Here is a 24,983-nt window from a genome sequence, read left to right as displayed (position 1 = left end):
CGCTCCAATCTCACGGCGAGGGGACGATTTCGCGTACAGCCTGCTTCGCGACGTCGGTTCTAGCGGTTTCTTTCTACCGGTCTGCCGAGAGACGATAGCGCCGCGACAAGCGGCTCGACCAGCGGCGACCCTTGGTTTCGCGCTAGTTCGAGAAGCCTGCCGGCCTGATCGGCGATGGCTTGGTCGTCGACCGACAGCAGTCCGGCGAATCGTTCGTCGAGTAGCCATGAGGCGTCATCTGCAGCGAAGGCTGCCACCGCGTCGAGGAGTATCTCCATCTGGCGGATTCGGGCGGCGGTCGTGGATCCCTCGCAGAGCAGCCAGTCGAACTGGTTAGTCCAGAGCTCCTTCCGTGCGGCCACTCCTGAGACGTCGAGGAAGGTCCCGCGAACTGGGTGGTCGCCACTTTTGCGGAGATACTCGTCGACCTCCATGGCAAGCCTGATCACGTTGTCATCGGCGAGCGACGTCCCGACGATGAGGACGTGCTTCGTCAGGAGGAGAGCCTGCAGCAGCGATCCCGCCGGCCGCGACTTGGCGTCGAACAGGACGAAATCGCGCCGCGTCAGCACGATGCTTCCCGGCCGAGCCGCGTCTCCGTGGAGTTTCAGGAGCCACCCGCGCTCTTCTGACACCGAGTCCCAGGGCAGGATCGACGGGCGGCGGCTTCCAGCGGCCTCGATCGCACGCTCGAACAGATCGTCGTAGTTGGTCGTCACCGCTTCCCGCAGTTTCAGCCCTGCCATCAGTGAATGTGCGAGGGCGACCTTCTTCGGAGTGCCGATCACTGCTTTCACCCGCTCGTTGAGTTCATCGACACCCAACTTCGCGGCCAGATACTGGGCCTGATCGAGACTGCCGAGTCGGCCGAAGTCTTCGGGTCGCTCGCCCGCCTCGGCGCCCAACCGCTCCAACAGACCGTTCCAACTCGGCAGACCGGCGGCAATGCTGACTCCGGCACCGAGGAACAAAGCCAAGTGACCGTCGGCGGCCATCTTCCCGAGTCGTCGAGCCTTCTCCATCTCGCCGGGACTCAAACGCCAGGGCAGAGAGTTACCACCGAGGCCCGCGCGTCGGACGTGCTGCGCGGCGGCAAAGACCGCCGCATCCGGAGTGACGAGCAAGATATCGGCGTGCCCCTCCGAGGCGAACTCGTGGAGCGTCCGGAGCAACTCGCCGAGGAGGGCTCCTCGTTGACTACCCAACCCGCCGCGACCGATCCCGATCACCGGAATCGCAATACGAGGCAGAGGTTCCCCGCGGTGCCTCGCAGTTGCGCCTGCTATCTCCCGCAGGACTTCACGAACCCGCCCGACCAACGCCGACGGCCCTATCCGCCGAACGCCTGAAACACTGACGAACCACACGGCATCACCGTTGCGGCTGCGTGCGAAATGTCGCCGGGGCCAGTCGCCGGGCTTGGCCGTCGACAGATCACCGGTCACCGACCGTTTCCACACGTTCTCGACAACGAAATCATCATCGGTTGGCACGACCACAGCGTCGTAGCTGAAGTTCTCGATCAGTCCGTGAAGGACGAAGACGTGGCCCGGTGTCCGGCTGACTGCTGGCACCTAGTCACTCTAGTGACTCGTGGCGTTTCTTGGTTCACTCAGTCCTAGCGCTGGGGCCAGGGGCCTCGCCGTACGTCTGTTTCTATCGAGAAGCCGTACAACGAATGGACGACACTTCGAACAGGCCTCGATACGTCGCGCGTTGGTGGTGTCCCGCTGAGTGGTCCGAGTGGCGTCGACGCGGTGACACCGCGGGCAACGGCGAGTGTTGTCCCGGGATGTCAGGGGTCCATGACATCCTCTTCGATGTGAGTGGGCCAGAATCATCCCGGGGACGCACCTCCCGACCCGTCGTCGGATCCAGCGACGTCCTGGCCCGCGCCCAACGATTTCCGCGTCTTCGGTACATGGGGTCGAAGTACCGCCTGCTCCCCCACCTCGAACGCACCTTCGCGGAGATCGGCGGGTCGACCGCGGTCGACGCCTTCTCCGGTTCCGGAGTGGTGTCCTACCTGATGAAGGCGCAGGGCTTCGAGGTCGTCAGCAACGATTTCCTCAACTTCCCGCACATCATCACCCGCGCGTCGATGGCCAATTCGAGTGTCCGGCTCGAACCCGAACTGATCGAGGCGATCTGCGGTCCGCCCGCCGACGACCGCGACTACATCTCGCGGACGTTCGACGGGTTGTACTTCACCTCCGAGGACCGTGCGTTCCTGGACTCCGCGTGGTCGCACATCGACGCACTGCGCGGATACCGACGCGATCTCGCGATCGCCGCCCTCGTTCTGTCGGCCGCCCGCAAACAGCCCCGTGGCGTGTTCACCTTCACCGACTCGACGCGTTACGCCGACGGTCGTCGCGACCTGACGATGCCGCTGCGCGACCACTTCCGTCTGCGGGCGGCCGCGGACTACAACGCCACCGTGTTCAGCAACGGACGCAACAGCCGGAGCGTGCAGGGCGACATCTTCGACCTCGAATTACCCTGGGCAGCACCGGACCTCGTGTACCTCGATCCTCCGTACGCCCCGCCGACCGACGACAACGACTACATCAAGCGCTACCACTTCCTCGAAGGCCTGTCGGCCTACTGGCGCGGGATGAGCATCATGGAGAACACCAAGACCAAGAAGTTGCCGAAGCGTTTCACCCCGTTTGCCTACAAGCGGACGATCGAGGACGCGCTGCTGCGTACCTTCGAGCATTTCGAGGACGCCGGCGCCATCGTGCTGTCGTACTCGTCGAATGCGTTGCCGGGCAAGGACCGCATCGTCGACCTGCTCGGGAAGGTCAAGCCGTCGGTGGAGGTCATCGCGATCGACCACAAGTACAGCTTCGGCACCCACGCGGCGGCGACCCGCCGCGACGTGAGCGAGTACCTGTTCATCGGCCGGGACTGAGTGGACGACTCTCCACGATGAGCACCGCGGGCGACTTCGACGACTACCTGCAATCGTTGGGACGGTTGACGTCTCACGTCGACCCGACCGCGTCGACGCCGGAGGCCGAGCGGATCACCCAGGCCACGGCGCGTCTCGGTGAACTGCTCGACACCGACATCGCGGGACTGGCGGCGTGGGTGCGCGACAACCCCACCGATGTCCCCGTACTGGGGCTCGCCGTCGGGCTGTCCCAGGAGAAGCTGAAGAACGCCCTGCGCGACCGGTTCGACACCAGCGGCTGGCATGCATTGGCGCGCGCACAACCGGTCGAGCTGGTGACCTGGCTCGACACCGAGTTCGACCTGGTCCGCATGCTGCGCACCCAGCTGTCCCGCACGTTCACCTTCGCCGACATTCTCGTGGCCCGCGCCGGCACCCGCGCCACCGCCACCCGCGCGGGCGCGTCGGGCCGGCGCATCGAGGACGAGATCGAGGACATCGCCCGCGACATCGGGCTCGACTACGTCACCCGCTCGCGGTTCGCGGGGCGCAACGGCCGGACCGCGCCCGCCGACCTCATCGTCGGCGATCCGGCGTCGGCCGACATCGTGGTGGCGGCCAAGGGGTTCGACTCGACCGGTTCCAAACTCACCGACGCGGTCCGCGAGATCGAGGAGATGGCCGAGGTGCGGTTGCCCACCCAGCTGGTACTCGCGGTGATCGACGGGATCGGCTGGAAATCACGGCAATCCGACCTGCGCCGCATCCATCAGCTGTGGGCCAACCGGCAGATCGACGGCATGTACACCCTCGTCGGACTCGATCGGTTCCGGGACGACGTCACCGAGTTCGCGAAGTTGCGCCGGTTGATCTAATCGGCCTCCGCGAGCGGTAGGCGCACCCAGAACGTGGCTCCCACACCGGGGCTCGTGTCCACGCCGACGCGGCCGCCGTGCGCGGCGACCAGTGCCGCGACGATCGAGAGGCCGAGGCCGCTACCGCCGCCGGAGCCGCGATGTCGGGACGAGTCCCCGCGGTAGAAGCGCTCGAAGACGCGCTCGGCGTCCTCCGGCGAGAGCCCCGGCCCGGTGTCGGCGACGGTCAGCACCGCCTCCCCGGGGCTCGCGGCGTCGTCGACGCTCACCCCGACCGTGATCGAGGCGTCCGCCGGGGTGTGGTTCACGGCGTTGCCGATGAGGTTGCGCAGCACCTGGACCAGGCGGGGCCCGTCGCCGAGCACGACCGGCGGCCGATCGCCCGGGACGACGTCGAGCCGGATCTCGCGCTCGGGGGCGGCGACACGGGCGCTCTGCACGGCATCGGCGGCCAGGCCGAGGAGGTCGACGGGTGCCGAGTCCAGCGGCCGCTGCGCGTCGAGTCGCGCGAGCATCAGCAGATCCTCCACCAGCAGGTTCATCCGGCCGGCCTCGTCGTCGATGCGCCGCATCGCGTCGGTCACGTCGGGGACGCCGCCCTGTGAATAGAGTTCGGCGAATCCCTTGATGGACGTGAGCGGGGTCCGTAGTTCGTGGCTGGCGTCGGCGACGAAACGGCGCATCCGCTCCTCGGAGGCGCGGGCCTGCTGTTCGGACGCGGCCGTCGAGGCGAACGCATGCTGGATCTGGCCGAGCATCCGGTTCAGCGAGTCCGACAGACTGCCGACCTCGGTGTTCGGCGGCGCCGGCGGCACCCGCCGCGTCAGATTGCCCTCCGCGATCTCGTGCGCGGTCTCCTCGACCCGGCGGAGCGGGCGCAGGCTCGTGCGCACCAGGACGTAGCTCAGCACCCCGATGAGCAGGACGACCAGCGCGCCGATCGCGAGCTGCAGCCAGATCAGCCTGCTGACCGTGTCGTCGATGTCGGACATCGGGGTGGCCACGATGGATCTGCCGAAGCTGTTGCTGTGCTTGATGACCCGCCACTGCGGCCCGTCCCCGTCGACCGACGGGACGGTGACGGGTCCGGCGTTGTCACCGGTCAGTCCACTGAGGTCGGGTGCGTCGTCGAACTGGTTGTAGACGTTGTCGGCCGACATCCCGCCGGGCCCGTAGACGACGGACTCGACGTAGTAGGGCGACGGCGGCCGACGCGGCCCGGGTGGGCCGGGGCCGTCGCCGAGGAGACCACGGGGTTCGGCCCACGTGCGTACCGCGTTCTCCAGCCCCTCGTCGGCGCGGGAGATGAGGTCCTGCCGCATCGACGAGGTCACCGCGACACCGGAGGCGAGGAGTCCGACGGCGACGAGCAACACCGTCAGCGCCACCATCGAGATCCGCAGTGGGACACCGCGCTTCCGCGTGCCGCGGCCGGCACTCGTCACCGTCGCATCAGTCACGGGGCTCACGCATCACGTAGCCGACGCCGCGGAGGGTGTGGATGAGTCGCTTGTCCCCGGTGTCGAGCTTGCGCCGCAGGTACGACACATAGGATTCGACGACGTTCACCTCGCCGCCGAAGTCGTAGTTCCAGACGTGGTCGAGGATGCGCGGCTTCGACAACACGGTGCCCGCGTTGACCATGAAGTAGCGCAACAGCGTGAACTCCGTCGGCGAGAGGGCGACCAGTTCGCCCGCCTTGAACACCTCGTGGGTCTCGTCGTCGAGTTCGATGTCGGCGAAGGTGATCTTCGACGACGCGCGCTTCTGGTCGTCGAAACCGCTGCGGCGCAGCAACACCTGTAACCGGGCGACGACCTCTTCGAGACTGAAGGGTTTGGTGACGTAGTCGTCCCCGCCGATGGTGAGGCCGTTGATCTTGTCCTCCACCGTGTCGCGCGCCGACAGGAACAGGGCCGGCGCCTCGACCCCGTCGGCACGCAGCCGGCGCAGCAGCCCGAACCCGTCCATTCCCGGCATCATTACGTCGAGGACGAGGACGTCGGGTTTGGCGATGCGGCATCGGTCGAGGGCCGCCGGACCGTCGGCGGCGGTCTCGACCTCGTAGCCCTGGAACTTCAGCGACACCGACAGCAATTGACGGATGTTCTCCTCGTCGTCGACCACGAGGACCTTCGCGCCGCGCGTGTTGTTCTGTTTCGCCGCTTCACTCACACGACCAGAGTCCCAGGCGGCCCTGGAACCTCACTGTAGGCACGCTGGGAGATTCCTGTGAACGCTGACCAGCGGGTTCTGGCGTGGCCGGGGGTCACGCGTCGGGGTCACCGTACGCGGCGGCCATCTCCTCCGAGCCGCGCCAGCGCGAGTAGGTCGGGCTCTGCGGCCAGCCGTCGGGCGAATCCTGCCACTCCTCCTGCCGTCCGTAGGGCAGGACGTCGAGGAGTCCGAAGGTGAATCCGAGTTGTTCCGTACCACGACCGGTCGAGTGCCAGGTGCGATACACGGTGTCACCGTCGCGGAGGAAGACGTTGAGGGCGAAGCCTTCGCCCGGGGCGGCGTCGACGTCAGCGGAGAAGGTCGTACCCGCCGACGAGTACCAGTCCATGCGGTTACCGACGCGCTGCTTGTAGGCCAGGATCTCGTCCATCGGCCCGTGCGTGATGATGACGAACCGCGCGTCGTAGTCGGCGAGGTAGTCGAGCCGAGAGAACTGGGTGGTGAACCCGGTACAACCCGGGCACTGGAACCGGGCGCCGTCGGTCCACATGTGGTTGTAGACGATCAGCTGTGACCGTCCGTCGAAGACGTCGACGAGTCGAATCGGCCCGTCGGGCCCGTTGAGGACGTAATCGTCCATCTCGACCATCGGGAGTCGACGACGCTGTGCCGCCACCGCGTCGAGTTCGCGGGTGGCCGCCTTCTCGCGGCGACGTAGGTCGGCCAGCGCCGCCGCCCAGGTGTCGCGGTCGGCGACGGGTGGGAATGCCGCGCTCATGACGATCTCTCTCGCATGACGGTGCCTTTCGCTCGGTGAATGTCGGTGGTAAGTACAGTCCACCGGGTCAGACCCGGTCCGACCCTCGAATTCATCGAAACGCGGGGCGCGCGGTCAGGCGGAGAGTTCGTATCTGTCCTGGAGGCGTCGTACGTGCTCGCGGACTTCGTAGAGTTCCCGACGCGCCGTGCGGAGGGCCTTCTCGCCCCCGATTCCGTTCTGCAGCCTGTCCACGAGGGAATCCGCGACACGTTCGAGCTCCTCCATCAGCACGCGTGCCTGCGCCTGTGCGACGGGATCGACGGGACGGCCGGAACGAACCATGGCTGACATCGTAGGTTCTCGGATCGTTCACCGCCGACCCTCCCCGTCTCGCCCTGCCGGCAGTCGACTCACTCCCCGATCGAGGTGGAGCGCCGATAGCGGCGAGATGAACGGTGCGTGAACCCATTCGTCAGGAGAGACCGCTTCGTCGTGTTCGAACTAAATTGTGTCCATGGATGCGAATGACGAACTTCGTCAGATCAGCGAAGTGCAGCACCGGCTGATCGGCCTCTACTCGCACCGGTCACCGGACGACGTCGCCGCGGCTGTGGAAAAGGCGTACAAGCACTTCGACGGGACCGAGGTCCGCGACTTCGTACCTCTCCTGGTGGAACGCCGCGCGAACAAGGCACTCGGCGGCACCGACGTGATGGCCGACCCCGCCGCCGTCCCGCCGCATGTCGGTGAGTGACCCCTGACCAGTCGTAGGGCCCCCGCGTTCAGCAGCAGCCGGCGGTCGCGCTGAGAACGTTGCGCACGGCCTCCAGCGATTCTGGCCGGGCACGGTAGTAGACGTTCATGCCGCGACGCTCGGGCGCCACCATGCCGGCCTTTCGCAGCTGCCCCAGGTGATGGCTCGTCGTGGCCTCGGCGAGTCCGACGGCCGTCGCCAGATCGCACGTGCAGATCCCGTCCTCCTTGTCGGCGAGGAGGATCGACACGAGCTTGATGCGCACCGGGTCGGCAAGTGCCTTGAGTCGCAACGCGATCTCGAGAGCGGCCTCGTCGTCCAGCGGCGCCGACGACACCGGCGGACAGCAGATGGGAGCGCTGATGTCGACCACCGGCAAGGTCTTGGGCATGAGCCGACCATACCTTCGTCATTGACATATGTCGAAAAGGTGACATCCTGCAAGAACCAATGTTTTCGACATATGTCTCACAGGTGAAGGTGGTTCCCCTCATGTCCCGCATGCAACTCGCACTCAATGTCGATGACCTCGATACCGCGATCGAGTTCTACTCCAAGCTGTTCGACACCCCGCCGGCCAAGCGAAAGCCCGGATACGCGAACTTCGCGATCGTCGAACCGCCGCTGAAACTGGTGCTCCTGGAGAACCCGGGCCGGGGCGGCACGATCAACCATCTCGGAGTGGAGGTCGAATCGAGCGAGACGGTGCATGCCGAGATCGCCCGACTGTCCGGCGAAGGCATGTTCACACAGCAGGAGATCAACTCCACCTGTTGTTTCGCAACGCAAGACAAGGTGTGGGTCACCGGTCCGAGCGACGAAAAGTGGGAGATCTATACCGTGCTCGCGGATTCCGACACCTTCGGAACCAGCCCGAAGCTGTTGGCCGAGAGCGGTGTCGACGAATCCGCCGAGGGTTCGGTGTGCTGCGGCGGTAGCGCCACCGACCCCGCCGACGCTCGCACAGCCTGCTGCTGACCGAGCGTCGTCGTTCTTGTCGGTGGGTGGAACGCCACCGACCCACCACCGTTCTGAGACGCTCACTGCTCCAAGCGGTCGGCGAGGTCGCGGATGCGGGTGGTGATGTCGTCGCGGATCAACCGCATCCGTTCGAGGCCGTCGATGCCTCGATCGGAGGGTTCGTCGGTGTTCCACACCTCGACACTCACCCCGTCGGGCGGGGTGACCTCGGCGGTGCCGACCACCACGACCAGATCCGCGGCTCGCATCAGGTCATCCGTCAGCTGCCGCGGCTGATGTCCGACGGCGTCGGCGCCGACCTCGGCGAGCACCTGCGCGGACAAGTCATTGACCTGCCCGCCGATCTTCGCGTTGGTTCCGGCGGACGACGCCGCGATCCGGTCGGTGACCGTCACCGAGAGACGTTCGGCCATCACGGATTTGCCACGGTTGCTGACGCACACGAACAGCACATTGAGGGGGTCAGACATGGCGCGCGGGCTCCCCAGTCGAGTCGGGTGTTGCAGAGAACCGCTTCCGCAGTGCCAGGGACACGTACACGAGGGCAACGAGGACCGGCACTTCGATGAGCGGTCCGATGACCCCGGCGAGCGCTTGGCCGGAGGTCGCACCGTAGGTGGCGATCGCGACGGCGATGGCGAGTTCGAAGTTGTTGCCGGCGGCGGTGAACGCGAGCGTGGTGGTGCGCGCATACCCCAGACCCATCGCGGCGCCGAGCACGAACCCACCGCCCCACATCACCGCGAAGTAGATCAGTAGCGGCAGAGCGATACGCGCGACGTCCCAGGGCTGCGACATGATCTGCTCACCCTGCAATGCGAACAGGATGACGATGGTGAACAACAAACCGTAGAGGGCCCACGGCCCGAGACGCGGCAGGAACGCGGACTCGTACCACTCGCGGCCCTTGGCGCGCTCTCCGATACGACGGGTGAGGTATCCGGCCACCAGCGGGATGCCGAGGAAGATCAGCACCGACTTCGCGATCTGCCACGGCGAGGCGTCGATGGTCGTCTGTTCGAGGCCGAGCCAGCCGGGCAACACGGAGAGGTAGAACCAGCCCAGCACGGCGAACATGATCACCTGGAATACCGAGTTCAGCGCGACCAGGACGGCAGCGGCTTCGCGGTCACCGCACGCCAGGTCGTTCCATATGATGACCATCGCGATGCACCGCGCCAGCCCGACGATGATCAGTCCGGTCCGGTACTCCGGCAGGTCCGGCAGCAAGAGCCAGGCCAGCGCGAACATCAACGCCGGGCCGATGATCCAGTTCAATGCCAGCGACCCGAGCAGCAGGCGACGGTCGGCGGTGACCGAGTCGAGCCGGTCATAGCGCACCTTGGCCAGCACCGGATACATCATGATCAGCAACCCGAGTGCGATCGGCAGCGAGATGCCGTCGAGCTCGACGGCCGCCAGCGCGTTGCCCACTCCGGGAACACTGCGGCCCAGCAGCAGACCCACCACCATCGCGGCGCCGATCCACACCGGCAGGAACCGGTCGAGCATCGACAGCCTGCCCGCGACGGCGGTTTCCGTGACGTTCATCGTCCGGCCTCACACGAACGTGCTTCCCCCAGAACCGTGGCGAGACAGCCGAGCAGCCCCGACAGTTCTTGTAGCGCACCAGTGTTCACGCGGTAGTACACCCAGGTCGCGCGTCGCTCGCTCGTCACCAGATCGGCTTCGCGCAGCACTCTCAGATGGTGCGAGATCGTCGGCTGCGAGAGGTCGAACGGTCCGGAGATGTCACACACGCACGCCTCACCTCCCGGATGCGCGGCGATCTCGGACAACAACCGCAACCGGACCGGGTCCGCGAGTGCCTTCAACGCCGGAGCGACGGTCTCCGCCTCGTCGGTCGTCATGCCGCGGGAGACCGTCGCCAGCAGGTTCTGGTTCGACATTCATCAATATTGACAGATGTCGAACCAAGCGAAAGCGTCGACCTACAACCCTTTCGCATACGGCGCGGTGTAGCCGGTCTTCAGCGGTTCGTCCCCCAGCCATGCCGCGAGTTCCTCGGCCCGGGCATCGAGAGCCCGACGCGCTTCCCTTGACAACGGTTCGAGCGGGACGACGTCGATCGTCGAGTCGGCGCGGCGATACCAGCCACCGACGATGCGACCATACCACCAGGCGGTCTGGCCACCGTTGCCCGCGGAGTCGAAGACCTGCGGCGCGTGGCCGCCGAGATAGAAGCCGCGCTCCTTGTAGCCCATGGTGGTCGGGTCGAGTTCCGGCAGGAGCACGGCCTGCGGTTCGACCGGCTCGTCCCTCATGCCGTCGGCTCCGGTGCCCTCGGGTAGATCGTCGGGCAGGACGTGGCCGACTCCGCCACCCTCCAGGTCGACCTGGACGGTCTCGAGTTCGGCCAGCGCCGCGCGGACCGCGGTCTTGGTCGACCCCAGCCACCACACCAGGTCCGTCTCGGTGCCGGGCCCATAGGTCCGCAGCCAGCGTCCGATCAGCGCGCAGTGCCCGTCGTGGACGCTCATCGACGACAGGTCCTCGCCGAGCCAGAGTGGCATGGACGTCCACGCCGGCCGCGACAGATGCCAGCGCAGCCGGTTGGGTCCGCGGACGATCGCCCCCTCGGCGTCGAGCATGTTGAGCACGCGCGGCCCCATCGGGGCGCGTCCCGCCCACGTGGTGCCCACGCCGTGGCTGATGTAGCCGTCGAGTGCGGGCAGACGCTCGCGGAGTTCGGTGGAGGTCAGCGACTCACCACCGGCGAGTTCGGCCAGGACCGCCTGCCGGGCGGTCTCGATCCAGCCCTCCGGGTCGTCGAAGTCGGGACTGCGCCGGAGGTCGCGCAACATGTTGGTGCGTTCCGACGCCGAGATCCGCGGCCCGAGGGCTCCGACGGACTCGGCCAGGATGTCCCGCGGGAAGACGAACAACGTGCGACGCATCGCGAGGTGCTTGACGAGCGTCCGGTCGTCGTAGAGGGCGGCGTCGACCGACTCGAGCGCGAGCTCCGGATCGACCCGGGCCCATGCGGCGAGGTGGACGCTCGACGGTGTGGTCGCGTGCAGACCGACCATCGTGGCAGCGGCTTCTACGGAGTCGGCGGCTCGAGACGAGACATCGAGGTGTTGCCGGCGCATGAGGCGAGTGCGGCGTTGCGAGTCGGAGATCAACAGGCGGCTCATCGCACGGGCACCCGGGGTGGTCGCATGGACAGATCGTAGTGATCGACGCCGACAGCACGGGTGACCCGGCAGGCGAGGAGGGGACGCGGGTGCCGGAGACCGCCGACCCCCGTCGACCCGGTGTCCGGCACCCGCGCGGTCGTGTGGGCCGAACGACACACAGCCCCCGACGGGCAGTGTTTCGCGACACTTTCGGTGTGTCCTTCGACCGACGCAACCTGTGCGCTTCCCGACCCCCGTCGAGTCGCGCCCCACCAGCAGACCCCACGAACGCGACCCACTCCACCCCCGTTCCGGAAACCGGCACATAAGCGCAGATCAAGCCGCTAACGGACTATCCGGACCGGACAGAACCGGTTCCGGATCCGCTTGCCACGTCCGGTGATCCGCGGTCCGCGGTGTGGCCGTCACCACATCGGATCGCCGATGGTGGCGCGGTGGGTTCGGCTATCGCATGATGGTGCGGTCGATCTGTCGGGGCGAGCACAAGGACAGCTGAGTGGATTTCGGTCAGGCACTCACGCGTCTGTTCGTGCAAGCGGGACGTCCCACGCTGCGCGCCGCGGCGACGCGGGCCCGGGTCTCGGCGCAACGGATCAGTGACTGGCGCAACGGCCGTCATCTCCCCCGCGACTTCGCGACCGTCGAACCGCTGCTCGTCTGGCTGACCGCACGCGCCGTCGCCGCCGAGGCCGACGACGTCCTGACCATCCCGCAGTGGCGGGAGATGTGGGACCGCCGGACGCCCGACGAGACCCCCACAGCCGAGCCGCCCGCACCGCAGCATGCCCGGCCGTTCCCCGGCCTCGCCACCCTGACCGCGGCCGACAGTCAGATGTACTTCGGCCGGGACGACGTCGTCAGCACCCTTGTGGATGCGATCCTGTCGGCCCGCTCCGGACCGCCGCCGCTGTCCCCCGCGTCGCGACTGGTGGTGGTCACCGGGGTCTCGGGATCGGGCAAGTCGTCGCTGCTCCGTGCCGGCCTCGCCCGGGACACGCGATTGTCGTCGCCCCGACTCGGCGAGATCACCCCGAGTGGGCTCGTCATCGCCGACCCGGACGCGCCGGGCGACACCGATGCGCCGGCCTCGACGACCGGGGACGCGGTCATCGTCATCGACCAGTTCGAGAACGTCTTCTCGCTCGAGGACCCGCTGCGGACCGAGACGCTGCGCGAGGTCGAAGAACTGGCGTCCGACGTCGTGGTCGTGGTCGGCGTGCGAGCCGACTTCTTCAGTCAGTGCGTCGAGCATCCGTTCCTCGCCGATGCGTGGCAGCACCGCTGCGTGATCGTCTCGGAGATGACCCGCACGCAGTTGCGCGAGGTGATCACCGCGCCCGTCCGACTCGCCGGCGGCCGCATCGAGACCGGACTCGCCGACGTGATGATCACCGAGCTGTACGAGGCGTCGACCGGCGGTGACCGCGCCGGCCGCCTGCCGCTGCTGGCGCACGTTCTCCAGGCGACCTGGGCACGCCGCACCGGCAACCGCATGACGCTGTCCGGGTACCGGGCCACCGGCGGTATCGCCCGCGCGGTCGCCGACACCGCCGAGACGGCCTGGGCGGCGATCGATCCGCGTCATCGGGATCTCGCGCGTGCAGTCCTCCTCGCCCTGGTGCACGTCGGCCCGGCCGGCATCGCGCTGCGCGTGCCGCTGTCCACGGCGACCATCGCGAACCGGTTCCCGCCCGAGGTCGCGACCGTCATCGACGAATTCGCCCAGGCCAGGCTGCTCACCGTGTCCACCGACTCAGTGATGCTCGTGCACGACGTGGTGCTCACCGCCTGGCCACGTCTGGCCGAGTGGATCGCCGACGACACCGACAACCACCTCTGGCGCCAGCAGGTCGACGCCGACACCGCGGCGTGGCTGGCCAACGGGCGCGGCCGGTCGTTCCTCTACACCGGGTCGCGCCTCGAGGACGCCAAGCGCCGGCGACGAACCCTGCGCAGCGACTACCTGCATCTGCTGAGCAACGAGAACGACGCCTTCCTCGACGCGGCGGTCGCCATGCAGCAGCGGCGCCGCATCACGCGCGTCGGCGCGGTGTCGGTGATCGTCGTGCTGGCCATCGCGGCGTCCATCACCGCCGCCATCGGCTTCCGACAGGCCCACGACCTGCGCGAACAGCGCAACGCCGCCGAACGCTCGGCTCTGTTGTCGCACATCGACAGCATGCAGTACTCCAACCCGTCGCTGGCCGCGCGACTGTTGCTCGTCGCCCACGAGGTCTATCCCGACGACCCAACCGTCCAGAGCCGTCTGCGCGGCGCCGCGACGACGCCCCTGGTGGCCCCGCTGACCGGCCACACCGGCCCGGTCTACGACCTGTCCTTCAACCGGACGGGCACGCAGCTCGCCTCGGCGAGCGGCGACCGGACCGTGCGCGTCTGGGCCCGGTCCGGCTCGTCGGACTATCGCGAGGTGGCGGTCCTGCGCGGCTTCGGCAACTACGTCACCAGCACCGACTTCCACCCGACCCGGCAACTGCTGGCGAGCAGCAGCGGGGACGGTTCCGTCCGGATGTGGGACCTGACCGACGCACCGAACCCGCGGCTGGCGACGACGGTGTCCCCGGGTCACGGCACCGTCTACATGGTGCGGTTCTCCGCCGACGGCCGGACCCTGGCCGCATCGTCCGACGACGGCACGATCACGATGTACGCCGTCTCACCGACCGGAGCGATCCGGGAGACGGCCGTCCTGCGCGGCCACACCGCCGCGGCGCGCACCCTCTCCTTCAGCCCCGACGGACGCGTCCTGGCCAGCGGCGGCGACGACCGGACCGTCCGGCTGTGGACGACCGGCGAATCGCCGCAGCCGCTGGGTGGGCCGCTGACCGGCTTCCCCAGCATCACCCATGCCGTCGCGTTCAGCCCGGACAGCCGCGCGCTGGCGATCACCGGCGACAGTCCGAACACCCAGCTGTGGGACGTGGACGACCCGCTCGCACCCCGCCCGCTGAGCACGTCGCTGCCCAACAGCACGGCCGGGTCGTGGTCGATCGCTTTCGACGGTTCGGGTGCGCAGTTGGCCTCTGCCCGGGCCGACGGCCTGGTCCGCGTGTGGAACACCGCGAACCCGGCCTCGCCGATCCTGCAGTGGGCGCTGCAGACGACCTCCGAACAGGGCTCGGTGCGGACCTTCGCGGCCCGGTTCGACCCCAGCGGCCGCCAACTCGTCTCCGGCCGCTCCGACGGCACGATCGACGTCTGGAGCCTGCCCGGCCGAACCGAACCCGACCGGGGCGGGACCATCACCGGCGTGGACACCGACGACGCGCAACGAGTCCTGGCGACGGTCGGCGCCGACACCACCCTGAACCTGTGGACGATGTCCGACGGCCTCACCCTGCGATCGCGCACGCCCATCCAGCGTCGGGTCAACGACCATCCGCGGGTCAGCCTCAACGGCCCCGGCACCCTCGCCGCGACCGCCAACAACAACGGCGGGCTCGTCGAGTTGTGGGACATCACCGACACCGCAGCCCCGCGACGCGCCGCGGCCCTCGACGTCGCCACCCGCTATTCGTTCCCGGTCGCCTTCGCGCCGGCGGGTCATCTGCTCGCGACCGGAGACACCGACACCACCGTGGCCCTGTGGGACACCTCGGTGCCCGGCTCCCCGCGACGCGTGGGCGCACCACTGCGCGGACCCACCGACCTCATCCGCAACGTCGCCTTCAGCTCCGACGGCGCGCGGCTCGCGGTCACCTCCGACGACAAACGCGTCTACCTGTACGACCTGACGTCGCCGGGCGCGGACCCGGTCGACGTCATCACCGCCGAGGCGCCGGCCGCCCAGGCCGTATTCGACGGCGATGTGCTGGTGGTCGCCTCCCGCGACCTCTCCACGTGGCGGCTCCCGCCGGCCGGCACGGACGCCGAACCCGAACTGATCGACCGGGAGGAGGACATGTTCGCCTCGACGGTGTCCGTCGCGCCGAACCGCCTCACGGTGGGTACCGCGACGCACGAGCTGATCAGTTTCGCCCTCGACGACGACGGCCGGCTCACCGACCCGCAACCGGTCGGGACACTGCTCGCGACCACCGACACGACCACCACCTGGCAACTACCCGCCCGACTCCCCACCGACGAGCACATCATCTCCGGCGGCGACACCACCGGGAACGTCTACCTGCACACGCTCGATCTCGACGAGGCCCGCGACTGGATCTGCGCCAGCACCGCACCCGTCACCGACGCCCAGCGCGACGCCTATCTCCCGCACATCGACGCTCGCGCGGACTGCCGTCGGGACTGAGGCCGCTGCGGCTCAGCGGAAGCCGAGCACCTCGTCGCCCCACGCCTCCCAGATGTCGCCGTCGAGGTTCTGCACGACCCGGTCCTCGGCGTCGATGCGCAACACCGGGCGATGGCCGGTGTCGTAGGTCGGCCAGGGATCCCCGAGCGCCCCGGCGTCCGGCTCCTGACCGTGTGCGAATGCGGTCCACCGTCGGATCATCCTCTCCGACACCGCTTCTCCCTGCTTACGTCCGCCGAGCAAGAACGTGATGTCCTTCGGCCCGTTGCCCAGATTCCCCCACACGTAGGGGACCTCGGTCGCATGGGCGGCCCCCAGACCGAGCAGCCGGAACATCCGCGTCGTCCAGTCGTAGCGGTACACGTAGACCGGCGCCGAACGCGCATGCGCCTCCGCGAGCCACAGCGTGGGCATGCGGAACGCCACGTCACGGGCCACGCCGAGTCCGGTGACCTTCGGGCGCAGACCGGAATACGCGGAGAGCACCTGCGCACGTTCGGGCAGGACGACGTCCGGATACTCCTTCGCCATCCCGGCGAACATGCGCTCGATGTCGGCGGTGGTGATCGGCATCAGCGGCGACTTCATGTACTTGAAGAGATTCGCCTCGTCGCGGTTGGTCCCGATGATCAGCGGCACCGGATGCGCCCGACCCGCGCGATAGACGTCGAGGGGATGTTCGGGCAGCAGATCGCCGTCGATGACCGGTGCGAACGCGATGGTCCCCGGCACCTCGGTGGGGACCTTCTCGAACAGGGTGGTGGTGATCGCCGAACAGGTCATGCCGTCGAGTTGTTCGAGACGCCCGACGATCTCGCCGGTGTCGAGTCCACCGGCGTCGATGCCGGCGGCCTCGAGCAGTTGGTCGGCGACCCGCGCGGCCCGGTCGGCGCCGTACATCGACGTCACGGGCGAACTCTGCGCGATGGCCCGGCCGAAGAGCCCGGCCGCGGCCGGCATGGTGAGCAGCGCGGTGACCAGTCCCGCGCCCGCCGACTCGCCGAACACCGTCACCTTGTCGGGATCACCGCCGAAGGCGGCGATGTGGTCGCGGACCCAGCCCAACGCGGTGAGCACATCACTGAGGCCGGCATTCGACTCGAACCGCGGGTCGATCGACGACAGGTCGGCGAACCCGAGCACACCGAGCCGATAGTTCAGCGTCACGACGACCACGTCGCCGGTGGCGGCGAGGTTCGAGCCCTCGTAGAACGGCTGGGCCCCCGACCCCAGGACGTAGGCGCCGCCGTGCAGCCACACCATGACCGGGAGTCCGACGGCGTCGTCGGCGTGCTCCGCGGCCCCCGGCGGGGTCCAGACGTTGAGGAACAGGCAGTCCTCGTCCATGACCACATCGGGACCGAGACGTACGGCGGGGTTGAGTTGTTGCGGGCAGACCGCGCCGAAGGTCGAGGCATCCACCACGTCCTCGGGCGCATCGGCCTCCTCGAGGGGAATCGCACGGCGCCAGCGCAACTCCCCCACGGGCGGGCGGGCGTACCGGATGCCCCGCCACACGTCGGCCCGTTCCCCGGCGACCCCGCGGAAGGTGCCGACCCGGGTCTGGGCCGTTGGGCGGGTCCCGTCCGGAGCCACGCCGTCGGTCGGGGACGTCGAGTTGGCGGAGGTGCCCGGTTCGTCGTGCTTCATCCGTCCATCGTGCACCGTGAACCCGTTCTCGTAATCCAGAACTCGGCCGTGTCTGCTGGGTATGGTGACCGCATGGAGCTACTACGCAACGTCGTAATCTTCCTGCACATCATCGGCTTCGCCGTGACCTTCGGCGGCTGGGTCACCCAACTCGTGGCTCGCGAGTTCCGGTTCACCCGCGTGATGGACTACGGACTGCTGCTGTCCCTGCTGACCGGGCTCGCGCTCGCGGCGCCGTGGCCGGCCGGTATCGAGCTGAACTACCCGAAGATCGGCATCAAGCTGGTGATCCTGCTCGTCCTCGGCGGAATCCTCGGCATGGGCAGCGCTCGGCAGAAGCGCACCGGCGAACCCGTACCGCGCGCCCTGTTCTGGTCCGTCGGCGCCCTGTCCCTGCTGGCCGCGGGCCTCGCCGTCATCTGGTAGCCCGGGCCCGCGAGCCGAACCGCGAGACGAACCCGCGAGACGACAGACGCCGCGCACCGGAACAGGTGCGCGGCGTTCGTGCGTGGAGCCCCCTGTCGGGATTGAACCGACGACCGCTCGCTTACAAGGCGAGTGCTCTACCACTGAGCTAAGGAGGCGCGCGGGGCGAGTATATCCGCCGGACCTCTTCCGCTTCATCCGCACCCGGCGGATCAGCGGCCGCCGATCAGCCCCGAATGGCCGCGACCGCTTCGATCTCCACCAGCTGATCGTCGTAGGCGAGGACCGAGACGCCCAGCAGGCTGCCGGCCGGCTTGTGGTCGCCGAAGGCCTCGGTCACCGCGTCCCACGCGACCACCAGATCGGCCTGCAGGTGTTCGGCGACGAAGACGGTGACCTTCGCGACGTCGCGCAGCGTCGCGCCGGACTCGATCAGCGCGGCCTCGAGGTTCTTCATGCACTGCACGGCCTGTTCGCGGACGTTCCCGGGTGCGACGGTGGCGCCGTCGTCGTCGATGGGGGCCGCACCGGCGGTGAAGACGAGACTTCCGGGACTCACCGTGGCACTGCGGGTGTGGCCGTCTCGCGGACCGTTGATCTGCACCGAGGACATGCCGCGATCGTAGACGAGCAACCCCGGTCACCACCGCCGTCGGCTCCTCCGCCGACCCTGCCGGAGTCGTCCGGACGGACGAGGTGTATCCAGTCTCCTGTCAGGGTTGAACCGGCCGGGTGTCGGTTACCCCGCGAGCACTCCACCATCGACCCGAGGAGGCCTGCGTGCGCGAACAGATCGGCCGTGTCCTGCGTCGGCTCAGCGGCAGCCGGCAGGCGACGATCGACACCATCGAACCGGGCAGCATCATGGTGTCGCCACGTAAGCCGATCGAACCGTTCGACGTCGCGGCGATCACCGAGGTCCTCGATCTCGCCACGAAGATCGGGGCGGTGCTGCTCGACTCGGGCACCGGGGCCATCGACACCCAGACGCAGATCAAGTTCGTCGCCGGCGTGTACGGCCTCGAGGACGTCGACGTGGATGTCACCTACAACACGATCGTCGTCAGCGCGCGGCGCGGCGCGACGCTCCCGCCGATCACGACCATGGAGCAGGTCTACTACCGGTCGATGGACTTCACCCGGCTCGCGCAGGTCGACCGGCTCGTCCGCCGCATCCGCGATTCGTTCATCAGCCCGTCCACCGCGCACCAGATGGTCGACGAGATCATCACCGCGCCGCACCCCTATCCGCACTGGCTGGCCACGACCGCCTGGGGGATCATGGCGTCGGGCATCGCGGTGCTCCTCGGCGGCGAATACCTCGTCGCCGCGCTCGCCTTCCTGACGACCGTGGTGACGGTGACCGTCAACCGCTGGCTCAACCGCATTGGGACACCGGTCTTCTTCCAGCAGCTGACCGGCGGTTTCATCGCGGTGGTCCCGGCCGCCCTGGTCTTCGCCGCGGCCGAACGACTCGGTGTGCAGATCGCGCCGTCGCAGGTCATCGCGGCCGGCATCGTCGTGTTGCTCTCGGGGTTGTCCCTCGTCGGCTCGGTCCAGGACGCGATCACCGGCGCACCGATCACCGGTGTCGCCCGGTTCTTCGAGTTGCTGCTGATGACCGGCGGCATCATCGCCGGTGTCGGCGTCGCGATCCGAATCCTGGAGGCGGGCGGCATCTTCCTGCCCACGATCACCACGACCACCAGCTTCGAGGTCGTCGAACTGCCGATCCGGGTGATCGCCGGCGCGGTCGCCGCCTGCGCCTACGCGCTGGCCAGCTACGCCGAGACGCGCGCCCTCGGCGTGGCGTTCCTCGGCGGTTTCATCGGCACCGCGGTCGCGGCGGCCTCGACGTTCACCGACATCGGCGACGTCATCGCCAACGGTCTCGCGGCGGCGTTCGTCGGACTGATCGGCGGCCTGCTGGCACGCCGCGCGTTGACCCCGCCGCTGGTCGTCGCGGTGGCCGGCATCACCCCGCTGCTGCCCGGTCTCGCGGTGTATCGCGGCCTCTACGGCATCCTCGGCGACCAGACGCTCGACGGATTCACCTGGATCGCGAACGCGCTGGCCATCGGCTGCGCCCTCGCTGCGGGGGTCACGCTGGGCGAGTTCGTCGCCCGGTCGCTGCGTCGCCCTCAGCTGCCACCCCGTCCGGACTGGCGTCTCCGCCGCCGGATCGCCCTGCGCGAAGCCCGTGAGGCGCGGCAGGCCGACGCGGCCGCACGACGGGTCCGGGCGAACCGGTGGCGGCCGCCACCGCCACGACGCTGACGCCGGACGGGTGGCCGTGAGCACCACCGATGTCCGGGTAGAATGCGGAGTCGGGCGTGTCATCGGACGGCCGCTCCAGTCAGCAACGGACCGAGACACCGCACGGCTGCGCCTCGTCACCGCGCACCGAACCGCACACCATGCCGCACAACGAGGGGACTCACATGCCCGCGAAGACCACCGACGCGACCGACATCACCGACGACGAACTGGAGCCGGTGGCCGACGAGACCGCCAACTCGGCGCGCCGAGTCGTCGCCGCGTACGCCACCGACGCCGACGAGTGCCGGATGCTGTTCGCCATGCTGGGGATCGCGCCGGGCGAGAACGCCTGAGCAGGTGGCTCCGCGAGCAGGAGAAACCAACCCCGACACCGGCGGAATGACCGGCACCGACCGGTCCACCCATGACGGGGCCGAGTTCGTGGTCGTCGCGAACCGCCTGCCCGTCGACAAAGAGGTCCTTCCCGACGGCACCGTCAACTGGAAGCAGAGCCCCGGCGGACTCGTGACCGCGCTCGAGCCGATCCTGCGCGCCAACACCGGGGCCTGGGTCGGCTGGTCGGGCATCCCCGACTCCGATGACAACCCCGACATCGAGGGCATCGACATCCACGCGGTCCCGCTGTCGGCGCAAGAGATCGCCGAATACTACGAGGGCTTCTCCAACGCCACCCTGTGGCCGCTCTACCACGACGTCATCGTCAAGCCCGAGTACCACCGCGAATGGTGGAACACCTACGTCGAGGTGAACCGGCGCTTCGCCGAGGCGGCCTCGCGAGCCGCGGGCGAGGGGGCCGTCGTCTGGGTGCAGGACTACCAGCTCCAACTGGTGCCGAAGATGCTGCGCATGCTGCGGCCCGACGTCAAGATCGGCTTCTTCCTGCACATCCCGTTCCCGCCGGTCGAGCTGTTCATGCAGATGCCGTGGCGGACCGAGATCGTCGAAGGCCTGCTCGGCGCCGATCTCATCGGCTTCCACCTGCCGGGTGGGGCACAGAACTTCCTCTTCCTCGCCCGACGCCTAGCCGGGCAGGCCACCAGCAAGGGCACCGTCGGGGTGCGGTCGCGCTTCGGCGTGGTGCAGGTCGGATTCCGCACCGTGCGCGTCGGCGCGTTCCCCATCTCGATCGACTCCGGGAAGCTCGACGCACTGTCCAAGACCCGCAAGATCCGGGAGCGCGCCGCCGAGATCCGCCGCGAGCTGGGCAATCCGAAGACGATCATGCTCGGCGTCGACCGGCTCGACTACACCAAGGGCATCGACGTCCGGCTCAAGGCCATCTCGGAGTTGCTGGCCGAGAAGCGACTCGATCCCGCCGACACGGTGATGCTGCAACTCGCGACGCCGAGCCGCGAGCGCGTCGAGAGCTACAAGCAGATGCGCGCCGGTATCGAGCAACTCGTCGGGAACATCAACGGCACCCACGCGACCGTGGGCCAGCCGGTGGTGCAGTACCTGCACCGACCGGTGCCGCGTGAGGAACTCGTCGCCTTCTTCGTCGCGGCCGACGTCATGCTGGTCACGCCCCTGCGCGACGGCATGAACCTCGTCGCCAAGGAGTACGTGGCCTGCCGGGGCGACCTGGGCGGCGCACTCGTCCTCAGCGAGTTCACCGGCGCGGCAGCCGAACTGCGCTCGGCGTACCAGGCCAACCCGTACGACCTCGACGGCGTCAAGGACGCGATCGAGGCCGCGGTCGAACAGAGCGAACACGAGGGCAGGCGGCGCATGCGCGCGCTGCGCAGGCAGGTCCTCGCCCACGACGTCGCGAAGTGGGCGGAGAGCTTCCTCGGCACCCTCGGCGCCGACTCCGACACCGAACTGTCGCCCAACCGGGGTGTTCATCTGGTGGACGAGCCCGAGTGAACCACACCGGGATTCCCGCCGAACTCACCGACGCGCTGGTCCGGGCCGCCGGCGTGGGGGTGCTGCTCGTGGCCAGCGACTACGACGGATGTGTCTCGCCTATCGTCGCGCGTCCCGAGGACGCCGTCCCCGAACCCGCGTCGATCGACGCGCTCGTCGCCGCCGCGGCACTTCCCGACACCGTCGTCGCCGTGGTGTCCGGCCGCGAACGGGCCGTGCTCGCGGAACTGTCCGGCCTCACCGCCCCAGTCGTGCTGGTAGGTAGTCACGGCAGTGAGTTCGAGTCCGGGTTCGCGGTCGAGGTCACCGACGAAGCGCGCGCGCTGTTGACCCGCCTGATCGACGAGTTGCGCGCCATCGCCGCGGAATTCCCGGGCAGCACCGTCGAGGTCAAACCGGCGAGCACGGTGTTGCACGTGCGCAACGCGTCGGCGTCCGACGCCGTCGCCGCGCTCGATCGCGCCCGCACCGGTCCGGCCTCCTGGCCGGGGGTGCACACCACCGAGGGCAAGGCCGTCCTCGAACTCGCGGTGATCGAGACCAGCAAGGGCCACGCCCTCGACACCCTGCGCGCGGCCGTCGGCGCCGACGCGGTCATCTACCTCGGCGACGACGTCACCGACGAGAAGGCCTTCGCCCACCTGCGTCCGCAGACCGGTGACATCGGCATCAAGGTCGGCGAGGGTGACACCGCCGCCGACTATCGCATCGCCGACACCGACGATGTGGCAACGGTTCTCGCGTTCGTGGCCGAGCAGCGGGCGCGGACGGCCTCGGCTCGCTAGTGGTGTGTCTTGGAAATAGGTGGCCGGTATCCGGTGGAGCGATCGGTGGTCTGGCAAGGCGGAGGAGGGAGGGATAGCGGAGCTATCTCGACCGACGACAACGCAGCCAGGCGCCGATCGAGCGCCGGAGACCAGTCGCCTATTTCCGAGACGCACCACTAGGCCGGCTGGGCGGGTGCGACGACGAGCGGGTCCGTCGTCACCGCCCGCCGGGCGCTCTCCCGGATCACCTCGTGCACGAAGCCGAGCTTGCGCACGACGGGCTCGGGGATGGTGAACGGATAGAGCGGGCGGCGCCCCATCGCGACGTTCACCCGGTTCAGCATGAGCGACAACCACTTCCAGTCGTAGAGCAGCCGTTCGATCGGCTCGTCGGCGTACGACCGGAGCGGCACGATGTCACGGTCCATGGTGAACCGGACCTGCTGCGCGTCGAGATTCAGCCCGGATTCCCGGGCGGTGTCGATGGTCCCGGTGATGTGCAGGTAGTGCGCGAAGCACTCGGCGAAGTCCTCCCACGGATGCATCGTGGCGTACTCGGAGATGTACGACTCGCGCCAGTTCTCCGGTGCCCCGAACCGATAGTGGCGGTTGATCGCGTCGGCGTAGCTCGCGCGTTCGTCGCCGAACAGGTCCCGACACCGGTCGAGGTAGCGTTCCGCGCCCGGGCCGGTCTCGACGAGGACGTGTTCGTAGTAGTGCCCGGTCTCGTGGCGGAAGTGACCGAGCATGGTGCGGTACTGCTCGCCGAGGTCGACCCGGAGGCGCTCCCGATAGGCGTCCTGGGTCTCGGCGAGGTCGATGGTCACCACCCCGCCCGCGTGCCCGATCATCACCGGCCGGCCGAGGGTCTGACTCGACAACAGGTCGAAGGCCAAGCCGCCCTCGGTGCGCCAGAACGGCTCCACCGGCAGACCCAGATCGACGAGTTGGTACACCAGCAGCCGCAGATCGAACGAGGCCGGCGCGAGCTTCTCGAGCGCGATGGTGTCCTCGGCGTCGGGCTGACGCCGGATCAGCGACTCGGGGAAACACCGACCCCGCAGGCCGATGCTGCCCTCGGTGACCTCGGCGAGCGTCAGCCAGTTGCATTGCGTCCGATCCCGATTCGCACACCACACCCACAGGGCACCGCCGATCTCGACCCCCTCCTCGCCGACCGCGTACAGCGACCGCGACGGCAGGTGCACGCCCATGGTCGTCGCACAGTTCGGGCAGGTCTGACGATCGAAGCCCGACAACGCATTGCAGACCGGACAGGTGAGCGCATGCACGCGCTCACCCTATCCGGACGCGCGCATTCCCGTCGTCGATCGGAAGCTCGCCGCGCACCGTCGCCGTCACCTCGTAGGAGTTGAGGTTGATCGACCCGCGATGGTTGTCGAGGAACGCGGTGTCGGCGGCATCGCGGCCGGTCGAGATCCGCACGAGGCTCTGACGTGGGGCGAGCCCGGTCGCGTCGACCACCACCCACTCACCGTCGACGATCGCCTCGGCGACGGCGTGGAAATCCATCGGCGAACACCCTGGGGCGTACACCGCGACGAGGCGGGCCGGGATGTTCAGGGCCCGCAGCAGCGCGACGACGAGATGCGCGTAGTCGCGGCAGACCCCGGCACCGGCGAGCAGGGTGTCGGCGGCGCCGTCGATGGGGTCGGAAGTCCCGGGGATGTAGCTGAGGCGGTCCGAGACGTATGCGGCGACCTGGTTCAGGATCTCCCCGTCGGGCAGCGATGCGTCGAACTGACCCGCGGCGAAGCCGAAGAACTTGTCGCACTCGGCATATCTGCTGGGCCGCAGGTACGTCGAGCGGTCGGTGATGTCGACGGGCAGCGGATCGGCGGGCGTGAGGACCGACGCCCGGTAGTCGATGGTCAGCAGACCCCGCTCGAGCTGCAGCCGATGGATCCGGGAACCGTGCGGCCCGATGATCTCCTCGGGCGTCACCGACTGTCCGTCGAATTCGACCTCGAGTTCTTCTTCCAACTGGAGGCCGGGCAGTCGGGCTACGGTGATCTGCATCTCCAGTTCGGTGGGGTCGTCGACCCGCACCTCGAGCCGTGCGGATACATCGCGGGGCAGCGTCATGGACACACCG

Annotated in this window: 23 protein-coding genes, 1 tRNA gene and 2 pseudogenes; 11 read left to right on the top strand and 15 right to left on the bottom strand. The window is 68.4% G+C overall.

All coding sequences use genetic code 11. From position 1 onward, the window contains the following. Positions 1-59: 59 nt before the first annotated feature. Positions 60-995, bottom strand: coding sequence for an SIR2 family protein (locus GR168_RS23850; protein WP_238995012.1), 936 nt, complete (start codon positions 993-995; stop codon positions 60-62). Between the two features lie 797 nt (positions 996-1,792). Here GR168_RS23850 and GR168_RS03810 point away from each other — a divergent pair. Both GR168_RS03810 and GR168_RS03805 read left to right on the top strand, forming a co-directional pair. After that, positions 1,793-2,917 carry a DNA adenine methylase gene (locus GR168_RS03810; protein ID WP_238995011.1) on the top strand — a complete coding sequence of 375 codons (1,125 nt, stop codon included), beginning with the start codon at positions 1,793-1,795 and terminating at the stop codon, positions 2,915-2,917. Between the two features lie 17 nt (positions 2,918-2,934). Beyond that, entirely contained in the window at positions 2,935-3,774 is an 840-nt protein-coding gene (locus GR168_RS03805) for a hypothetical protein (protein ID WP_159370065.1), read from the top strand. Here the strand turns inward: GR168_RS03805 and GR168_RS03800 are convergent. The 4 genes from GR168_RS03800 to GR168_RS03785 all read right to left on the bottom strand — a co-directional run bounded on the left by GR168_RS03800 (position 3,771) and on the right by GR168_RS03785 (position 7,054). Beyond that, positions 3,771-5,165, bottom strand: a complete 1,395-nt coding sequence (locus tag GR168_RS03800; protein ID WP_203235923.1) for a HAMP domain-containing sensor histidine kinase — start codon at positions 5,163-5,165, stop codon at positions 3,771-3,773. The genes GR168_RS03805 and GR168_RS03800 overlap by 4 nt on opposite strands. Positions 5,166-5,226: 61 nt before the next feature. Next, entirely contained in the window at positions 5,227-5,949 is a 723-nt protein-coding gene (locus GR168_RS03795; RefSeq protein ID WP_058251237.1) for a response regulator transcription factor, read from the bottom strand. Positions 5,950-6,043: 94 nt separating this feature from the next. After that, the gene (locus GR168_RS03790; protein WP_159370064.1) at positions 6,044-6,730 is read right to left on the bottom strand and encodes a DUF899 family protein; all 687 of its coding nucleotides are present in this window, start codon (positions 6,728-6,730) and stop codon (positions 6,044-6,046) included. A gap of 114 nt (positions 6,731-6,844) precedes the next feature. Beyond that, positions 6,845-7,054: a hypothetical protein gene (locus GR168_RS03785; protein ID WP_159370063.1), complete on the bottom strand. Its 210-nt coding sequence runs from the start codon at positions 7,052-7,054 to the stop codon at positions 6,845-6,847. A gap of 172 nt (positions 7,055-7,226) precedes the next feature. Here GR168_RS03785 and GR168_RS03780 point away from each other — a divergent pair, with 172 nt between their 5' ends. Further along, positions 7,227-7,466, top strand: coding sequence for a hypothetical protein (locus tag GR168_RS03780; protein WP_058251240.1), 240 nt, complete (start codon positions 7,227-7,229; stop codon positions 7,464-7,466). 28 nt (positions 7,467-7,494) lie between these two features. Here GR168_RS03780 and GR168_RS03775 read toward each other — a convergent pair whose 3' ends face one another. After that, positions 7,495-7,857, bottom strand: a complete 363-nt coding sequence (locus GR168_RS03775; RefSeq protein ID WP_058251241.1) for an Rv2640c family ArsR-like transcriptional regulator — start codon at positions 7,855-7,857, stop codon at positions 7,495-7,497. 101 nt (positions 7,858-7,958) lie between these two features. Between GR168_RS03775 and GR168_RS03770 the strand changes: the two genes are divergently transcribed. Further along, complete coding sequence (locus tag GR168_RS03770; RefSeq protein ID WP_159370062.1) at positions 7,959-8,444, top strand: ArsI/CadI family heavy metal resistance metalloenzyme; 486 nt, start codon at positions 7,959-7,961, stop codon at positions 8,442-8,444. A gap of 62 nt (positions 8,445-8,506) precedes the next feature. On the opposite strand, the gene GR168_RS03765 is transcribed toward GR168_RS03770, so the two are convergent. The 4 genes from GR168_RS03765 to GR168_RS03750 are packed head-to-tail and all read right to left on the bottom strand — an operon-like array spanning position 8,507 to position 11,605. After that, positions 8,507-8,917: a low molecular weight phosphatase family protein gene (locus GR168_RS03765; RefSeq protein ID WP_159370061.1), complete on the bottom strand. Its 411-nt coding sequence runs from the start codon at positions 8,915-8,917 to the stop codon at positions 8,507-8,509. After that, positions 8,910-9,998 carry an ACR3 family arsenite efflux transporter gene (gene arsB, locus GR168_RS03760; RefSeq protein ID WP_065631508.1) on the bottom strand — a complete coding sequence of 363 codons (1,089 nt, stop codon included), beginning with the start codon at positions 9,996-9,998 and terminating at the stop codon, positions 8,910-8,912. The genes GR168_RS03765 and arsB overlap by 8 nt, the downstream gene beginning before the upstream one ends. Next, positions 9,995-10,357: a metalloregulator ArsR/SmtB family transcription factor gene (locus GR168_RS03755; protein WP_065631509.1), complete on the bottom strand. Its 363-nt coding sequence runs from the start codon at positions 10,355-10,357 to the stop codon at positions 9,995-9,997. The genes arsB and GR168_RS03755 overlap by 4 nt, the downstream gene beginning before the upstream one ends. A 42-nt stretch (positions 10,358-10,399) precedes the next feature. Beyond that, the gene (locus tag GR168_RS03750) at positions 10,400-11,605 is read right to left on the bottom strand and encodes a winged helix DNA-binding domain-containing protein (protein ID WP_159370060.1); all 1,206 of its coding nucleotides are present in this window, start codon (positions 11,603-11,605) and stop codon (positions 10,400-10,402) included. A 727-nt stretch (positions 11,606-12,332) separates the two neighbouring features. Here GR168_RS03750 and GR168_RS03745 point away from each other — a divergent pair. Together GR168_RS03745 and GR168_RS24210 are read left to right on the top strand one after the other, a co-directional pair. After that, positions 12,333-14,792, top strand: a pseudogene (locus tag GR168_RS03745) (WD40 repeat domain-containing protein); the annotation flags it as partial. After that, a pseudogene (locus tag GR168_RS24210) lies at positions 14,678-15,310 on the top strand (hypothetical protein); the annotation flags it as partial. The pseudogenes GR168_RS03745 and GR168_RS24210, both read left to right, overlap by 115 nt. 580 nt (positions 15,311-15,890) lie before the next feature. Here GR168_RS24210 and GR168_RS03740 read toward each other — a convergent pair. Next, a complete protein-coding gene (locus GR168_RS03740; RefSeq protein ID WP_175401152.1) occupies positions 15,891-17,528 on the bottom strand; it encodes a carboxylesterase/lipase family protein in 1,638 nt (545 codons plus the stop codon). A gap of 72 nt (positions 17,529-17,600) precedes the next feature. Here GR168_RS03740 and GR168_RS03735 point away from each other — a divergent pair, with 72 nt between their 5' ends. Continuing rightward, complete coding sequence (locus GR168_RS03735; RefSeq protein ID WP_065631513.1) at positions 17,601-17,954, top strand: Fe-S protein; 354 nt, start codon at positions 17,601-17,603, stop codon at positions 17,952-17,954. An 83-nt stretch (positions 17,955-18,037) separates the two neighbouring features. Here GR168_RS03735 and GR168_RS03730 read toward each other — a convergent pair. Together GR168_RS03730 and GR168_RS03725 are read right to left on the bottom strand one after the other, a co-directional pair. Further along, positions 18,038-18,112: transfer RNA gene (locus GR168_RS03730), tRNA-Thr, on the bottom strand. Positions 18,113-18,180: 68 nt separating this feature from the next. Beyond that, complete coding sequence (locus tag GR168_RS03725; protein WP_159370058.1) at positions 18,181-18,567, bottom strand: Rid family hydrolase; 387 nt, start codon at positions 18,565-18,567, stop codon at positions 18,181-18,183. Positions 18,568-18,734: 167 nt separating this feature from the next. On the opposite strand from GR168_RS03725, the gene GR168_RS03720 reads away from it, so the two are divergent. From GR168_RS03720 to otsB, 4 genes are all read left to right on the top strand, one after another. After that, positions 18,735-20,231, top strand: a complete 1,497-nt coding sequence (locus GR168_RS03720) for a threonine/serine exporter family protein (RefSeq protein ID WP_159370057.1) — start codon at positions 18,735-18,737, stop codon at positions 20,229-20,231. Between the two features lie 164 nt (positions 20,232-20,395). Further along, entirely contained in the window at positions 20,396-20,566 is a 171-nt protein-coding gene (locus GR168_RS23735) for a hypothetical protein (protein ID WP_165630609.1), read from the top strand. Between the two features lie 46 nt (positions 20,567-20,612). Further along, positions 20,613-22,100 carry a trehalose-6-phosphate synthase gene (locus GR168_RS03715; protein ID WP_068972256.1) on the top strand — a complete coding sequence of 496 codons (1,488 nt, stop codon included), beginning with the start codon at positions 20,613-20,615 and terminating at the stop codon, positions 22,098-22,100. Further along, positions 22,097-22,885 (top strand): trehalose-phosphatase, encoded by a 789-nt coding sequence (gene otsB, locus GR168_RS03710; protein WP_159370056.1) that lies wholly within the window; start codon positions 22,097-22,099, stop codon positions 22,883-22,885. Before GR168_RS03715 ends, otsB begins: the two co-directional genes overlap by 4 nt. Before the next feature lie 158 nt (positions 22,886-23,043). Here otsB and GR168_RS03705 read toward each other — a convergent pair whose 3' ends face one another. After that, entirely contained in the window at positions 23,044-24,159 is a 1,116-nt protein-coding gene (locus GR168_RS03705) for a putative zinc-binding metallopeptidase (RefSeq protein WP_159370055.1), read from the bottom strand. A gap of 4 nt (positions 24,160-24,163) precedes the next feature. Continuing rightward, on the bottom strand, positions 24,164-24,973 hold the full coding sequence (locus tag GR168_RS03700; protein ID WP_065631517.1) for a transglutaminase-like domain-containing protein: 810 nt from the start codon (positions 24,971-24,973) through the stop codon (positions 24,164-24,166). Positions 24,974-24,983 lie beyond the last annotated feature (10 nt).

The sequence above is a fragment of the Gordonia sp. JH63 genome (genome assembly GCF_009856645.1).
GTDB classification, from domain to species: domain Bacteria; phylum Actinomycetota; class Actinomycetes; order Mycobacteriales; family Mycobacteriaceae; genus Gordonia; species Gordonia hongkongensis.
The sequence above is the reverse complement of the archived record's forward strand: the minus strand, read 5'-3'. Positions and strand labels throughout refer to the sequence as shown.

Excerpts from the sequence above, each read along its gene's own strand:
- arsB (WP_065631508.1), bottom strand. The coding sequence starts at position 9,998 with ATGAACGTCACGGAAACCGCCGTCGCGGGCAGGCTGTCGATGCTCGAC.
- GR168_RS03765 (WP_159370061.1), bottom strand. The coding sequence starts at position 8,917 with ATGTCTGACCCCCTCAATGTGCTGTTCGTGTGCGTCAGCAACCGTGGC.
- GR168_RS03775 (WP_058251241.1), bottom strand. The coding sequence starts at position 7,857 with ATGCCCAAGACCTTGCCGGTGGTCGACATCAGCGCTCCCATCTGCTGT.
- GR168_RS03700 (WP_065631517.1), bottom strand. The coding sequence starts at position 24,973 with ATGACGCTGCCCCGCGATGTATCCGCACGGCTCGAGGTGCGGGTCGAC.
- GR168_RS03750 (WP_159370060.1), bottom strand. The coding sequence starts at position 11,605 with ATGAGCCGCCTGTTGATCTCCGACTCGCAACGCCGCACTCGCCTCATG.
- GR168_RS23735 (WP_165630609.1), top strand. The coding sequence starts at position 20,396 with ATGCCCGCGAAGACCACCGACGCGACCGACATCACCGACGACGAACTG.
- GR168_RS23850 (WP_238995012.1), bottom strand. The coding sequence starts at position 995 with ATGGCCGCCGACGGTCACTTGGCTTTGTTCCTCGGTGCCGGAGTCAGC.
- GR168_RS03780 (WP_058251240.1), top strand. The coding sequence starts at position 7,227 with ATGGATGCGAATGACGAACTTCGTCAGATCAGCGAAGTGCAGCACCGG.
- GR168_RS03735 (WP_065631513.1), top strand. The coding sequence starts at position 17,601 with ATGGAGCTACTACGCAACGTCGTAATCTTCCTGCACATCATCGGCTTC.
- GR168_RS03810 (WP_238995011.1), top strand. The coding sequence starts at position 1,793 with ATGTCAGGGGTCCATGACATCCTCTTCGATGTGAGTGGGCCAGAATCA.
- GR168_RS03785 (WP_159370063.1), bottom strand. The coding sequence starts at position 7,054 with ATGGTTCGTTCCGGCCGTCCCGTCGATCCCGTCGCACAGGCGCAGGCA.
- GR168_RS03725 (WP_159370058.1), bottom strand. The coding sequence starts at position 18,567 with ATGTCCTCGGTGCAGATCAACGGTCCGCGAGACGGCCACACCCGCAGT.
- GR168_RS03755 (WP_065631509.1), bottom strand. The coding sequence starts at position 10,357 with ATGTCGAACCAGAACCTGCTGGCGACGGTCTCCCGCGGCATGACGACC.
- GR168_RS03770 (WP_159370062.1), top strand. The coding sequence starts at position 7,959 with ATGTCCCGCATGCAACTCGCACTCAATGTCGATGACCTCGATACCGCG.
- GR168_RS03715 (WP_068972256.1), top strand. The coding sequence starts at position 20,613 with ATGACCGGCACCGACCGGTCCACCCATGACGGGGCCGAGTTCGTGGTC.
- GR168_RS03740 (WP_175401152.1), bottom strand. The coding sequence starts at position 17,528 with ATGAAGCACGACGAACCGGGCACCTCCGCCAACTCGACGTCCCCGACC.
- GR168_RS03805 (WP_159370065.1), top strand. The coding sequence starts at position 2,935 with ATGAGCACCGCGGGCGACTTCGACGACTACCTGCAATCGTTGGGACGG.
- GR168_RS03800 (WP_203235923.1), bottom strand. The coding sequence starts at position 5,165 with ATGGTGGCGCTGACGGTGTTGCTCGTCGCCGTCGGACTCCTCGCCTCC.
- GR168_RS03790 (WP_159370064.1), bottom strand. The coding sequence starts at position 6,730 with ATGAGCGCGGCATTCCCACCCGTCGCCGACCGCGACACCTGGGCGGCG.